Origin of the sequence: Paenibacillus sp. FSL K6-4396, from assembly GCF_038002525.1 — a bacterium.
Lineage (GTDB): Bacteria > Bacillota > Bacilli > Paenibacillales > Paenibacillaceae > Paenibacillus > Paenibacillus amylolyticus_B.
This window is the reverse complement of sequence record NZ_JBBOCR010000001.1, coordinates 999,017-1,014,342: the sequence shown is the minus strand read 5'-3', so window position 1 is coordinate 1,014,342 and position 15,326 is coordinate 999,017. Positions and strand designations below refer to the sequence as shown.

Here is a 15,326-nt window from a genome sequence, read left to right as displayed (position 1 = left end):
CTTCCATTGTGGAAAAAGCCGCGGCCACTAGGCCACGACTCAATTTCCTAATCTATATGAATTAGAACAAACTGCATTTGACACAATTAACTTCACTGGGAGAACACCTTCCAATCTCCCTGATTGAACTTTATTTACCGGACTTGCTTCCGATATTCACACTGCCTGTTAGACGGATATCATCCGATGCACTGCCAACATACACTTGGACTTTACCCTTAGGCATTACCCATTCATGGGATGTTTCATCCCAGTAGGACAATGCGCTGCGATCCAGTTGAATGTTGACCCGCTGCTGCTTGCCTGCCTTCAGATCTACCTTCGCCCAACCAGCAAGCTGCTTCTCTGGCGTTTCAACTTTAGTTGGCAGATTGCCAACATAGACCTGTACAACTTCTGCACCGGAAACTTTACCGGTGTTACGCAGATTCAGGGATACTTCTACGGTTTCCTTATCACCTTTGCCAGTGTTTTTCACATGCAGATTACGATAATTAAATTCGGTATACGACAGTCCGTGTCCAAAGGCAAACGCCGGTGTCATGCCTTCTTTGTCATATCCTTTATACCCTACAAAGATACCCTCGGAATAGTTGCCCACCCCGTTAACACCCGGGAATTGTTCCGCAGTGGATACCGGGGTCTGGGAATCATCTGATGGGAACGTCACCGGCAACTTACCGGATGGATTCACATCACCAAACAGCACACGTGCCACTGCATTACCTTGTTCCTGACCTGCATACCAAGCCTGAACGATGGATGGCACTTCTTTTTGCCAGGAATCCATTTCAACAGCGCGACCACTCATTTGCACCACAATCGTTTTTGGATTGGCTGCTGCTACCTTGCGGATCAGCTGCTCCTGGTTATTCGGCAGCTCCAGGTCGGAACGGTCGACGTAACCTTCACTGTCATACGTACGAGTTACCACGACGGCAACATCGGATTTTTTCGCCAGCTCAACTGCTTTTTGCATTTTGATATCCACAGCGTCTTCTGGAGCTTCCCAGCCAAAACGAACCTGTGCGCCCATATCATGATTGGTCTGTACCGGGAAATCCGTACGATACTCAATTCGAATATTGTGGGACTCGCCTTCTTTGAATGTGATTTCTTTCTTCGTTGTACTCAATGTTTCACCTTGATTGTCTACGAGCAGCTTATCATCCACATACAGCTTCGCAGAACCGAGACTGGTCAGAGACAGCTTATATTCACCCGTTTGGGGTGCTGTGATTGCCCCTGTCCAACGAGCGGACATTTTGGCATTGAATTTGGTTGGTGTCACTGGAAGCTTGGAAGATTGTGCGTTAAAACCTTCATAGTTGTAGAATCCAAGATTCATGTTGACCTGATTATCTGTACGAACCAGAGAAGGGTTACCCTCCATATCTTTATTCGTCCAGTATTCAGCACGCAGACCATATTCCGCACGATCTGTACCATAGTCTCTTTCGCTTTCCTGAGCATCCGCTGGTGATAAAAGAGTGGAAGGTACGGCGGATGGTCCATTAAATGCATCTCCTGCGGAGATAGGATCCGTTCCGGCAGCATATTTTACATCCACACCGTTACCGGCACGGTTACGAATTCCTTGAAGCGGACTTACAGTATACGTCGGATTAACCAGACTGCTACCTCCACCAGCAGCAGATGCGTTATCTGCATCCGGACCGATGACAGCGATGGATTTCACGTTTTTCTTGGACAGCGGCAGCACATTATCGTTGTTTTGCAAAAGAACCATGCTCTCTTCTGCAATTTCACGTGCCTGTTTGCCGTCTTTCTTGGCATTGATTTGTGTATTCGTTACAGGGTTATCGAACAGTCCTTTATCGAACATTTGAAGCAAAATGCGTCTAACCTTCTCATCAATGGTTTGCTCGCTGACTTCACCTTTGTTCACGGCTTCCAGCAATTTGTCTCCCCATTTGCCATACGGCTCTCCAGGTGTCTCCAGATCCAGACCCGCATTGGCGGATTTGGCTGTGCTGAAGTTTGCACCGTAGTCACTCATGACAAACCCTTCGAAGCCAAACTGATCCCGAAGGACATTGGTCAGCATCTCCTTGTTCTCACAAGCGTATGTACCGTTCACTTGGTTAAATGAACACATTGCCGAACCGAGATCCGCTTTTTCAACCATCGCCTGGAACGGACGTGCATAGACTTCCTGAATCGCACGTTCGCTGGCTGTTGCATTGGTCGTGAAACGTTCCGTCTCCTGGTTGTTCAGGATGTAGTGTTTAGCTGTCGCGATAACCGGATTGCTTTGAATCCCGTTCACATACGCTGCACCCATGCCCGAAGCCAGTAGCGGATCTTCCCCGAGAGATTCAAAGTTCCGGGAACCCCATGGTGTACGTGCAATATCCAGCCCAGGGCCGAGAACTACATTATGTGTGGTATCATGTGCTTCCTGACCGATGAGATCGCCATATTTCTTGGCAAGATTAGTATCCCAGGAAGCGGCAAGCGCGATGGGTGCAGGCAATGCCGTGGACTTTTTGTCCTGTACATCCGGGTTAGCCACACGTACTCCTGCGGGTCCATCTGCCATCTGTAATGCTGGAATACCGAGGCGCTCCAGTCCATCATTATAGAAACCATAATAGTTATTTACTTTACCGGTTACGAATCCAACTTTCTCCTCCAGCGTCATCTCCTTGAGCAGCAGATCGGTACGTTCCTCCGCTGATAGAGATGTGTTCATCCAAGGCCGATTGGCCCCCGATTCCGCCTCCGCGGCGAAGGCGTGTAGCGGCATAGCCGCAACCGCCACGATGATTAATAACATAAACCATCGTTTGAGGAAAATCAGATTGAGTCTTCTGTTCATGTTGTAAGTTCTCCTTCTCTCTTGATCATTTTTCTTGTGCACATATTGAATACATGTATACAAGGGAATGCAAACTGGCTAGATCCCAGTCTTTCAAGCATTCAGGTCGTCCTGCACATGGCTTCTGAAACTGCAGCCTGCAAGCAAGTCAGCAGATTTCGCTTCCTAACGATAGCCGACATGAACATGAATTACATCCCCTTAAATTTGGTAAATGACCGATTAGAACAAGCCTAGTTCTTTGGAATCACCATATTAACAATTCAGATAACATAACAAGAAAACGAATTATTTACATTTCCGTAACTACTTTCGAACAAATTCTTTACTTTTAAAAACAGTCGGTTCGACCCACTCCCGATCAACCAATTAATGCAATTAATTATCAGATTAAGGAATATGTCGATACACTCTGGGTCCTAAGTCTATTTGAAAACGGAACCAATCCGGTCCAATGAAATATCCAAAAATATAAAAGCAACTGAGGTCCCTTTTAACAGGTTCTTCAGCTGCCTTTATGTTGGAATTGCTCCATATTGTCCACTTTCCATCCATGATTCTTGTTCTACACTTGTTATATTGAGATTTGAAGTTACATTGAAATCGGAGTAACAAATAAAAAAACCGCCCCACGGGGCGGTTCACTTCTAGTTCGTTCACTTCTAATTCTGTAACTGCGCAAGGATCTGCGGGTCCTTGATCTTTTTATCTTCGGCGAGCAACATCACCTTGGACAGAATCTCAGCTGTTCTCGGATCTTCATCGAGGAATGGCAGGAAGATTCGACCCCGATGCTGACTGTGCACCGGTACGATATGAAGTGCACCTGTGGCTTGTTTGAACACATTACCACTCCCCAGATGAACAGCATACTCACCCAATTCACCATCAATTCTTGCGTAATTCCCATCCAAACGTACATTGTCGATCTTCAGCAGACGCAACGACTCGTTCACAATGACGTGACGCATCTCGATTGTTGTCAGGCTGGCTTCCGGATCTACGCCTCCCACATGTGCAACGCTGACCACCAGGTCGATATCACGCATAACTTCCGAGAAGAACGTCAGCGGTACATCTTGCAGCGCTACAGGTTTGTAGCTCTTACGATCGTAGAACTGCACCGTCTCCAAGGTAGGCGCCTCGGTATCTGCTGGTGAGAACCAATCTGCCATGGCATAAAGATTCGCAATCAGATTGTGCTCGTAACTTACCTTCTGCAGTCCTTCCTCATAACTGACAGTCCATTGGCGCCCTTTAAGCAGAGCTACTGCTTTTTTCGGTTGAATCTGATACCCAGCGTATCGACGAGACACCGTACCATTAGCCAATTCGTCCTCGTTAGGAAGATATAGCTCTCGGAATACCTGCTTGAACGGCTGACGCTCCTGACGGGTGAACAGATCCCGCTGGAATTCACTCCAGCTTCCGCTCTGATACAGATGAAGCGGATGAGCAATAAACAGTTGATCCTGTTCCGCTAGTGCATGGTTCGTACCCTCCGGCCCTGGAGCAACCAAACCATTGGATGCTACATCGAATCGTCCCGTCTTGTCACCTGACTGGAATACAAGTGTTCTTACCAGCGGATGTATAACCGGATTTTGCATCAGACTGGCGATTTCCTCACGTGTAAAGGACGTTCCAGCAGTCATCGAACGTTCCAGCTCCTGCCGTGCCCGGCGATACTGATCCACCAGATCCGATTTGAGCTCTTTCAGTTCAGCGATATATCCATCTTTTTTGAACCGAGCTGGTACAGATTTGAGTGTCTTGCCTTTGCTAACGATAACCATCTCGGGTTGGCCTTCCTCATCGATGACCAATTGCGCTGTCGTGTCAGCATCCAATGCATGAGGTTCAAAGAAGGATTTCATCTCATCCAACTTACGTGCTTCCATGTCCCACATCAGCCGCGTAACATCGGCATAACCTGCATTACGAGCAAGATTGCCCAGTGCAATCTGTGATGCCACACCTTCACTGGCACGACGTTGTGCACCGAATTGTTTGCTCTGCATCAGAAACTTCTGAATGAAGTCGTATCGCTCACGCAGATCCTGTTCGCGATTTACAGCGAATGGAATCAAACTGTAGGTTAACAAATGATCTTTGTTTCGCTTGTCTGACACGGAATCACGCATATCGTCCAGTCGAAGCTTGCCCAGTGCAGCATCTGCGAACAATTGGGATCTGCGGTGGTTAGATCCACCGGAAATGTACTTGGCACAATCGTATAACAGATTGAACCGTTCCTCCCCGACAGCAGCATAAGCCTCCTCGAACCAGGCGATATCAAACGCACCTTCATTAAAGTCCTGTGGTGAGATTGGAGAATAGTGGGCCACGATGGTTTCTTTCTCCGCAGTAAATCGTTCATTAATATGAGCATGGAAGTACCAGGCTGCACTGCGAAGACCTTCCCATCCCAGATGTTTCGCAACAATCTCCATCCACTGCGGGGCGTACATGGCTGCTTCCAGCAATTTTTTCTCATTCACCGGATACTTCTGGAGCAATTCCCCAAGACGCTTCTCATCTTCTCCATCCCGTGGATGACAATTCTGAATTAGATAGCTAAACGTCTCTTTACGTGTTGTGTTGTCTCCATAGCTATAGATATATCCACGGACAAATGTATCCTGATCCATCGCAGAAACCAGATGTACCCAGTGTTCCATGCCTACAATTCGATCCAGTTTCATGGCAAGTGTACTTACTTCTGTAGAGAGTTCTCCCCGGGTCAGCTCAATCTCCAGAATGCGATTAACGACCGTATCCCGTAAGTGAATCAGCTTCGGATCACTTGCGATCATTTCTGTACGAGTGGATGTTAAGTCCCGAATAAACATCAGACGATTCCCACCGATCAGCACCTGTCGATATATCTCTTGATCATCAATCAGGTTCAACTGGTACGCACGCAGGAAATCTTCAAGTGACAGTAAAGACAGCGGTTGACCACTCTCTACAAGACTGGTGAACTGGTAAGCTGTCTGGAAGAAACGTTTGAAGCTGTTGTCGTCATGGATTTTGCCACGAACTGCATAATTCCAAGGTCCAGTCAGAATATGAAGCATGCCTGACTCTTTCTCGAGTCGATCAGCAGGCATACTCGCGATGATGGAGGCCCAGGTTTTCTCAGCTATCTCAAACGTGTCGATCGGATCGCTATCCAAAAATGCCGCCGATATCAGCGCCACTACCTGATCCTTATACGTTAACGAATCCAGCATCTGCTGCAGCTTTTCGATATCATCCAGAGGATAGGTCTGTTCAGCAAACGTCTTGCGCCAGCCTTCCAGTAACGGAATCTTTTGCAGTTCTTCATAGCCATACTGATCATGGAAGTAACTGTAATGGTCGCTCAATTTGCCATTGAAATCCCGGAGCTGTATACCCATATACAACTGCATCAGTTCCACACTGCTAAACCCGGCATGTTGAATATAGTTCTCCCATACGTCATGAAGCGGAAACTGTTCCATTTGCTTCATTTCATTCCGCTCTCCATACGGAACCTTGGAGCGAAGACTCGCTCCGATTAACAATGTGTCTTTGTAGCCAGCGTAGTATTCCACCTGGTACTCATAATCCCTGTGTTCATGCACTAATTCACTAAGTCCCTCCAGAAATGGTCTGGTCTTATCCAGAGAGAGTGTAAAGATATCCTTCGGATTATGGCCCTTGAGATCACGCTTCTCATCCAGCAATGGCTCACGTCGCTTCGGATCAAATAAACCAAATCCATTAGAGGCTGTGTAACGCCTCCCCTGATCGGTCAGCTTATCCAGCAGTTTCTGTTCCTTGGCAGTGGGTGTCTCAATCAGCTGCGCCAATGGCTGCAATTGCTCCTGCTGATCTATCCGCTCTGGATCTGCCGCAATCTCGGTCAATAATTCGAGCGCACCCAAGCGCTGCAGTTCACTCTTGGCCTCCAAAAGTCGCTTCAGCGAGACTGCCAATTGGTCCACGGGTTGCAGTAACAATACATGGATGACCTTCTGACGAAGTGAGCCTGTTTTGAGCTTCATCAACGCCTCCATCTGTTTCATCTCATCAACCGTCAACGTGAGCAGCTTCGCCTTGGCGAGTGCACTCTCCCGGTTACTAATGCTTTTATCAGACAAACTCTCAAACACAAACTGTCTTTGTAACTCATTATCAGGATGCTGAACAAACTGGGACAACAGTTCTCCGCGCAGTTCCGGGCTCAATCGGTCCTTGATTGCGATGACCTCCCCGATCCATTCCGGGTCCATATCATATGCAGCCAAATATAACATTTTCTTGACTACATCATCCGTATCGATCTGGTAGTGAACATACTCAAGTACACCCGATGGTCCACCTGACCCGCCTTTTGGAATGGCAGCCAGCATCTGTTTGAACTGATCAAAGTCCTTACGCCGCAAGGCCTTATCTCCCAGAGCAGGTAATGGCCACACGTAGACGCTACGCTGATTCTCTCCATTCTCGAAACTCCAGTTGTACATATACATCGCATCATAGTTGGTCACAATCCAGTGCACCAACTCGGTATCCTGCGCCTCCAGATAACGACGCGCAATGTCCAATCGAAGCTCCCTGTTCTGGCTGTTAGCCAGTACATATTGGGCAACAATCTTCTGATATAACTGACCTCGATCCATAATCTCGATTATCTTGCTCTTCAATTCATTCTCTTCAATGACCGCTGTCGCCCACAGACTGATAAAGAGTTTGTTGGCATTTGCTTCCTGCTGCCAGGCCTCGCGTACTTCTGGTTGCACAAGCGCCTGATAGGCCTGTTCAATCAACTGTGAGGCAACACGCTGGTTGGCTGCTTCTATGCCGATCCCCGTCCATACGGCAAGCGCTCTTACCACGGAACTGAAACGAATCAGGTTGTTGTCGATAATGATTTTTAATATGTAAATATAGGCTTCCAGTGTCCCTTCATCCATCCGCTCCACAATGCTTTGGCGCAGCCCTTCCTGCAACCTTGCTGCAACGAGCAGCTCACCCACCATCTGATAGGCATCCGCCTGATCGCTCATGAATATGCCTTTGATCATTTCATGGGTTAACAACGCCGTCTGATTGTCACCATAGATAATATCATGCAGTGCCTGCTTCATATCTCCGCCCTGATGATCCAGTTCATAAGCGATACAATCCGCCAGAACCCAACGGATCTCATGCAGATAATCCAGCTTGTACTCACGAAGTGACACATATTCTTCCAGGGAGAAACTTTTCATTTCCATACGGAACAATCCCATCAGTTTACGGATGACTTGTTCTACATGCTGCTCCGGATCGGATGTGCGAAAAGGCCGGCGTTCATAGTTGTTACTGTATGGGAAACGAGTCGCACGCTCTGCAATATAACGGAATCGTGCAACCAATGACTCGCTCGCCAGATGCTGGAGCACATCCAATAGTGGCTCGAATAATGGTTTCTGCGTTTCTGCAGCCAACCTTCCAAGCAACTTGTCAGTATTCAGAAACATCTTTTCATCTCCACGCAAATACGTAGACCCGGCGATCTCCACAACATAGCCTGCCAGCTCAAGCTGTACCCCTGTTAACGACTTGGCTCTTTCCTGCAATCCATCGATATACACCTGTACTTGCTCTTCCTGATTCATCCTGTTCTCCTCCTTCATCGCTCTCTACCACAGACGTCCGGCAAGCATTGTAAAACGAATAAATACCACGTTATCTCCGTCTTTTACAACAAGTGACTCATCCAGTTCCTGCAATTCTTCATCGTTGAGAAATACTTTATACAAACCATCCTCATAGGCGGTTATAGCTGTCTCCATCGCAACATTCAGATCAGGTACACCCTCATTGTATACTGCGCCAAACCCGACTTTTCCCGCCGCTCCCTGCGCCTCAATATCATCCGGCATCAGGTAGGCGAGCAATTCAGCCTGTTGTTTCTTGTCCTGAAGCGCTTTTACTTGCAGAGCCACCATGTTCTCAATGAGCTGCCTTAACGTATGAGTTGTTTCCGGAAGTTCGGCAGCTTGCTTGGCAAGTACCGGCTTGCGCTTGCCCAGACTTTTTACCGTTATCCATACGTTCACTGTCATGCCCCCTCTGTCCTGCCCTATTTGAAGAAACTTCCATAAGCCCCGATATCTATACCACGATGCGTAATAACCTAAACTCAAAATGACGATCTATCTCAAAATAAAACCAAAAATACGTACATATGTACCCCTGATGAACATCATAACTAAAATTCAATCCATATTCATGAGCCAATCCTCATGTTTACGTGGAACCACGGAACTATGGCCTACTTGCGTACATATACGCAAAAAAAACCGCACAGTCTCATATAAATATGACTGCGCAGCCGCTAAGCTACTATTAGAACAGCTTATGACACCGGTAATCTGTAATTTTATTAATCATCTCGCCAGACGCAACGGTCGAATGGTTACAGCTGCTGTCTTGAACCCAGGCATCCGGCAGAACGGATCTAGCTCTGGTCTGGTGGCCCGATTCACATTCTGAATGCCGCCCCAATGCATCGGCACGAACAAGGTATCCTGCCGAATCGAATCTTTGATGCGCGAACGAACCGTGAAGCTTCCGTACGTCGATTGAATCTCTACCCACTCTCCATCGTGAATACGATAACGGGCAGCGGTAGCCGGGTGAATTTCAACAAAGTTCTCCAATTCACGAGCTGCCAGTGCCGGACTTCGATGTGTCTGCACCCCTGTAAGATAATGAGGTAACACACGCCCATTGGTGAGAATTAAGGGGAACTCCGAAGATATATCATTCCAGCCCGGGCTGGATTCAAATGTGAATGCCGCTTTGCCGTCCGGGTGAGCGAATCGTTCACCGAACAGCAGTCCTTCTCCCTGATCCTCCAGGGCAGAACACGGCCAGTATACCCCTTTCTCGTTACGCAAACGCTCATAGGTAATGCCATAGTAATCAGCCACCCCGCCACGACTCGCCACCCGAAGCTCATTAAAGATATCCTCAGCAGTGTCATATTCAAAATAAGAAGCTTTACCCAATTGCGCGGCAATCCGGCATAATATATCCCAATCATCGAGCGTTTCTCCCGGCGCAGGCCGCCCCTGTTCACGGAGCAGAACACGCCCCTCCAGATTGGTCAGTGTACCTTCATTCTCCATATAAGATGTAACCGGGAGAACCAGATCAGCCATGCGTGCTGTCTCCGACAGGAACATATCTGCCACGATCAGAAAGTCCAGCTTGCGCAGACCTTCTTCCACCAAACGCACATTGGGGTTGGACACGACTGGGTTGGAGCCCATTACAAGCAACGCCCGAATCTCCTGATCATGGACCTTCTCCATCATCTCGTAGGCCGAGACCCCTTTACCAGGCAGACTTGCAGGGTCCACACCCCAGACGGATGCCACATAGGCACGATCGGCTTCATTTTCAATCGATCGATAGCCCGGCAGCTGGTCAGCCTTCTGCCCATGCTCCCGTCCGCCCTGCCCATTTCCTTGACCTGTGATGGCACCATATCCGCATCCTTCTCGGCCAATTTTGCCAGTCGCGAGCACCAGGTTCAGAAAGTGCCTGACGGCCATATGCCCATCCGTCTGCTGCTCCACACCACGTGCTGTCATGATCATGCCTGTCTCTGCCTCACCGTATGCCATCGCCGCCTGACGAATCAACGCCAGATCAACCCCGCATGCTTGTGCCGCCTGTTCGAGTTGCAGATCAGCCAACCCTTGTATCAATTGCTCGTAACCATGCGTTCGTTCATCTATAAAATGAGGCTTCACCAATCCGGCATCCATAATCACCTTCAACATGCTATCTGCCAGCAGAGCATCCATGCCAGGCTTCACCTGTAAATGAAGGTCGGCAATGGCAGCGGTTGCCGTCTTGCGTGGATCAATAACGATAATGAAGGCCCCGTTTTCCTTGGCCTGATTGAAGTAGGGCAACAGGGTAGGTTGGCATTCCGCAATATTGGTACCTGCGAGTACTATGCAACCTGCCTTGGGAATATCGGACAGACGGAACGTCAATCCACGATCCATCCCGAACACTTTACTTCCAGCTGAAGCCGCAGCTGACATGCAGAACCGTCCATTATAGTCGATATATTTCGTCCCCAATGCAACTCTGGCGAACTTGCCGAGCAGATAGGCTGTTTCATTTGTCAAAGATCCGCCTCCGTAGACTCCGACCGTATCTGCTCCGTAAGAATCTTTCAAGTCCTGAAACCGCTCTGCGATGGTCTGAATGGCCTCCTCCCAGGAACAGGATTCAAGCTCGTCATTGCGACGAATGAGCGGATGCATTAATCGTTGACCACTGAGCGCATGTTGATGAGCATTCATGCCCTTCACACACAACCTGCCCTGAGAGGTTTCATTCGGAACGCCTTGGACCGTATATTCCGCTCGGCTCTGGCCTGCAACAGGTGCAACCAACTCTTCAACTGTCATCTTGCATTGCACACTGCAATATGGACACTGTGTTTCTTTTACATACAGCTTGGATACCGCCATTTCCGAAGTTATCGATAATTCCATTTTCCCATCCCTGCCTTTCAGCTGTAATACTGATCCATTTCAGACGGTGCCCTGCACCGCGGGAGATTCAAGAAATTGCTTCATCGGGGATGCTGAAGCCACATCCCGCTCATGATGATGAATCGCAACAAGTTCCTTCTGTAGTTGGTCATCCAGCAGCGTTTCCCGAATCGACATGAATCCCAATCGTTCCGTCCATGCCCATAACGGCTCATCATACCAGGCGGTTTGGCGATACCATTGAAGGCAGGCTGATGCGAGTGTGGCCGCTTGCACCTCTGTTTCAGCCACCCCGAGCAAGCCACCTTGTTTGACCGGATGCTCTGCATGACCGCCTGCATAGATCTCCCACCCAGCTGGTGAAGCCAGCAAGCCGATATCTTGCACCAGTGCGCTCACCAACGAACCGTGCCCTGGTGCGACGCCCATATTCACCGGCGACGGCATCGCAGCGCCGATCCAACTCGCACGAAGCTGTGCAGCCAACCCCCTGGCATCTCTTGCATAGGATGAAAGCGGGATCTGATCATCCCAGCGTACCTGAACCTCTGAGTGCCCTTCGATCTCTCGTGCAACTATCGTTCCACCGGATAACTGCAAGTAATAGTGGATCACTGGACGACATACCGCGCAGCCATGCTCCGACCCCCATCCCAGTTGTTTCAAGATAGAGGTTAGGTCTGTCTCCTGATCAACAAAGTCATCCAGCATTTCCTTCAGTTCTGCATGCCCAAGCGCCGTACAACTGCACACAGGCATTGGAGCAGGTTTATCTGGTGTGGCTTCCACTCCAGTACCCCCGTTATTTTTCAGGTTATGCGTATGTTTCAACAGTGCAGCCACCATCGGGCGACAGCCACCGCATGAACCAGAAGCCTTCGTCTGTTCCTTCACCTGATCTGCCGTCTCGAGGCCCTGTTCCTGAATCGCCTTCATAATGGCAGCCTTGGTCACATTGTTGCAGGCACATACGGTCTCCTGAGCTGGTAATGCCGCAGCAGCCATCTCAGCCGGGTCCGGGGCCCCTTCACGCGGAGCCAATTCCGCTACATCCGCACCTCGTTGCACCAGTCCAAGCAAAGCCGTTCCTTCCGCTGTATCTCCAAATAAAATGGCGCCACGCACTTTGCCAGCCTGCATTAGCACTTTTTTATATGTGCCTTGAATGCCATCCAGATGTTGAATTGCAGTCTGCATGCCTTCCCCACTGATCTCGCCGGCCGAGAAAACATCAACCCCTGATACCTTCAACTGTGAGTAGGGAATAGATCCTTTGTATTCAGGCGTTTCCTGTCCACAGAGCGTACGTGCGAGCACCTTCCCCTGTACGTATAAAGGAGCCACCAGACCATAACTGATTCCCCGATGTTCGGCACATTCCCCAACTGCATATATATCCGGTACACTGGTGCGCATATAGTCATCTACCATGATTGCCCGATTCGTAGCGATTCCACTTCGTCTGGCGAGATCCACATTTGGCCGAATTCCTACAGCGACAATGACAACCTGAGCTTCAAGCTTGGAACCATCTGTGAACAGCAGTCCCTGCGCCTGCGATCGTCCGGTAATTTTCTGCGTATTTTTGGACAAAAGAAAGGACATACCCTGGTCTTCAAGCTCCTGTTGAAGCATCGCGGCAGCCTTCTCATCCAACTGTCGGTTCATAATGTAATGTGCGTTATGGACCACCACAGCTTCCATGCCCAGATGCAGCAACCCGCGCGCAGCCTCCAGCCCAAGCAATCCGCCACCAATGACTGCGGCCTTGCGATATGTCTTGGAATAATCAGACATGCGCGTACAATCATCAATCGTTCGGAAGGACATGACCCTCTCTTTATCAATCCCCGGAATCGGTGGGATAAAAGGTGAAGACCCTGTCGCCAGAATCAGGACATCATAGGTTTCTTTTAATCCGGATTCAGTCTCTATATATTTTCCACGGGTATCAATGCGGTGCACCGTTTCACCTGCGCATAGCCGGATTTGATGCTCGGCATACCAGCTCCAATCATTGATAATGATATCCTGTAACGAATGCTCACCCTGCAATACTTTCGATAACATGATCCGATTGTAGTTGGGACGGGGTTCATTACCGTAGATTACAATCTCATACGTATCAGGCTCCAGTGCGATAATCTCTTCGACACACTTCATTCCAGCCATGCCATTCCCGATAATCACCAGTTTGCTTCTACTCATGGGCTGCCCCCTATCTATCTCACCTGAAAATAAACAGAAAAATCCCTTCTCCATGATTCGGAAAAGGGCACCGTTGCCTCCGGAATCCACACGCCTTTGTGTGGATTCATATTAGATTCAGATTAAGGGAATCTGAATCTAATGTCAACTAAATTAACATAAAAATGCGAATAACGATTAAAAAACGAATTATCTAAAATCACATGTAATTTTTGTTGACATATACATTTTCTCTTGATTATAATTTGAATCAAAATCACAGTGCTGTGATCAACTCAGATGCGGGAACACAATGACGTGTACCGCCTGTCGGCAACGGGGCCGCAAATCGTTCAGATCTGGACGAATTGCGGCCTTTTTCTGCCTCAACACGCACATAGACAAATCAGAAGATCTCAATTGGATGAGGAGCGATGATGGATGATGGAGAGCAAAAGTTTTTGGAAAAGCGGGCATAAGCCCACCCTTTTCGGGGCGTTTATGTATTTTGACATCAGTTTTATGATATGGGGAATGCTGGGTCCACTCGCAGTTGTCATTGCATTGGATTATCCGATGACTCCGCTGGAAAAGGCCAATCTGGTCGCATTGCCTATTCTCGGCGGCTCCATCCTGCGCCTTGTGCTTGGGTTCATGTCTGATTATATTGGTCCGAAACTGACCGCACAGATCGGGATGCTCGTCACCTTAGTTCCTTTATTACTCGGCTGGTTATGGGTCGACTCTTTAAGCCAACTGTACGTGGTGGCACTCTTGCTCGGTGTCGCAGGCGCCTCCTTTGCTGCTGCGCTACCTCTGGCAGGCCAATGGTATGGCAAAGAGCATCAGGGTCTGGCGATGGGTATTGCCGGGGCGGGTAACAGCGGAACCGTACTCGCAACGTTGTTTGCCAATCGCTTGGCTACGCATTTTGGCAGCTGGGAAGTTGTGTTCGGACTTGCTATTATACCGATCGCTATTGTATTCATCCTCTTTTCTATCTTTGCCAAAAATAGCCCGACCCGGCCTGAACCCAAGAAATTGTCCCAATACGGAAGTCTGCTTAAACAAAAAGATGCTTGGGTATTCTGTGCCTTCTATTGTGTGACCTTTGGTGGCTTCGTTGGATTATGTAACTATCTCACCATCTTCTTCAACACCCAGTATGGGCTCTCTCCTGTTCGTGCCGCAGACATTACCACCTTCTGTGTAATCGCAGGCAGTTTCTTCCGGCCTGTTGGGGGTTACCTGGCGGACAAAATTGGTGGAACCCGCATGCTAACATTCCTGTACACAGGGGCTTGTGTCATGTTAATCGGAGTATCCTTCATGCCACCGCTTCCTGTTGTAGTAGTCATGTTGTTCCTCGGTATGATGTGTCTGGGAGCCGGAAATGGCTCCGTGTTCCAACTGGTTCCCCAACGCTTCGGTAATGAGATTGGCCTGATGACAGGTATTGTAGGTGCCGCTGGTGGATTGGGCGGGTATGCACTGCCGCTGATTCTGGGCCAACTGTACAGTAGCTATCAATCCTACACGCCAGGTTTTGTCATTCTTAGCCTGATTGCAGCAGCTTCCCTGTTCCTGGTTCTCTTCATGCAATCCCGCTGGCGTGTAAGCTGGCTGAGCCGAGGTAACAAAGGCATGGCCGATTCGACATCCCTCTCTTCCTGAGGCGTACAACCACTCGGCCGTTAACCAAGATACAGTGTTTACGAGTGATCCATAAGTAACCAAAGAAACAGCGTTGCCCCATC

The 15,326-nt window shown here is 48.8% G+C and carries 6 protein-coding genes; 1 reads left to right on the top strand and 5 read right to left on the bottom strand.

The window, feature by feature from the left end; translation table 11 throughout:
• Positions 1–130: 130 nt before the first annotated feature.
• The 5 genes from MHB85_RS04515 to nirB form a co-directional block, all read right to left on the bottom strand.
• Entirely contained in the window at positions 131–2,842 is a 2,712-nt protein-coding gene (locus tag MHB85_RS04515) for a beta-glucosidase (protein WP_192132611.1), read from the bottom strand.
• A gap of 662 nt (positions 2,843–3,504) precedes the next feature.
• Positions 3,505–8,475 (bottom strand): DUF4132 domain-containing protein, encoded by a 4,971-nt coding sequence (locus tag MHB85_RS04510; RefSeq protein WP_341072459.1) that lies wholly within the window; start codon positions 8,473–8,475, stop codon positions 3,505–3,507.
• 24 nt (positions 8,476–8,499) lie between these two features.
• A complete protein-coding gene (locus MHB85_RS04505) occupies positions 8,500–8,925 on the bottom strand; it encodes a hypothetical protein (protein WP_310337726.1) in 426 nt (141 codons plus the stop codon).
• 324 nt (positions 8,926–9,249) lie between these two features.
• On the bottom strand, positions 9,250–11,382 hold the full coding sequence (nasC, locus tag MHB85_RS04500; protein ID WP_341072458.1) for an assimilatory nitrate reductase catalytic subunit NasC: 2,133 nt from the start codon (positions 11,380–11,382) through the stop codon (positions 9,250–9,252).
• Positions 11,383–11,421: 39 nt separating this feature from the next.
• On the bottom strand, positions 11,422–13,590 hold the full coding sequence (gene nirB / locus MHB85_RS04495) for a nitrite reductase large subunit NirB (protein ID WP_341072457.1): 2,169 nt from the start codon (positions 13,588–13,590) through the stop codon (positions 11,422–11,424).
• A 423-nt stretch (positions 13,591–14,013) separates the two neighbouring features.
• On the opposite strand from nirB, the gene MHB85_RS04490 reads away from it, so the two are divergent.
• Positions 14,014–15,243, top strand: a complete 1,230-nt coding sequence (locus tag MHB85_RS04490; protein WP_341074194.1) for a nitrate/nitrite transporter — start codon at positions 14,014–14,016, stop codon at positions 15,241–15,243.
• Positions 15,244–15,326 lie beyond the last annotated feature (83 nt).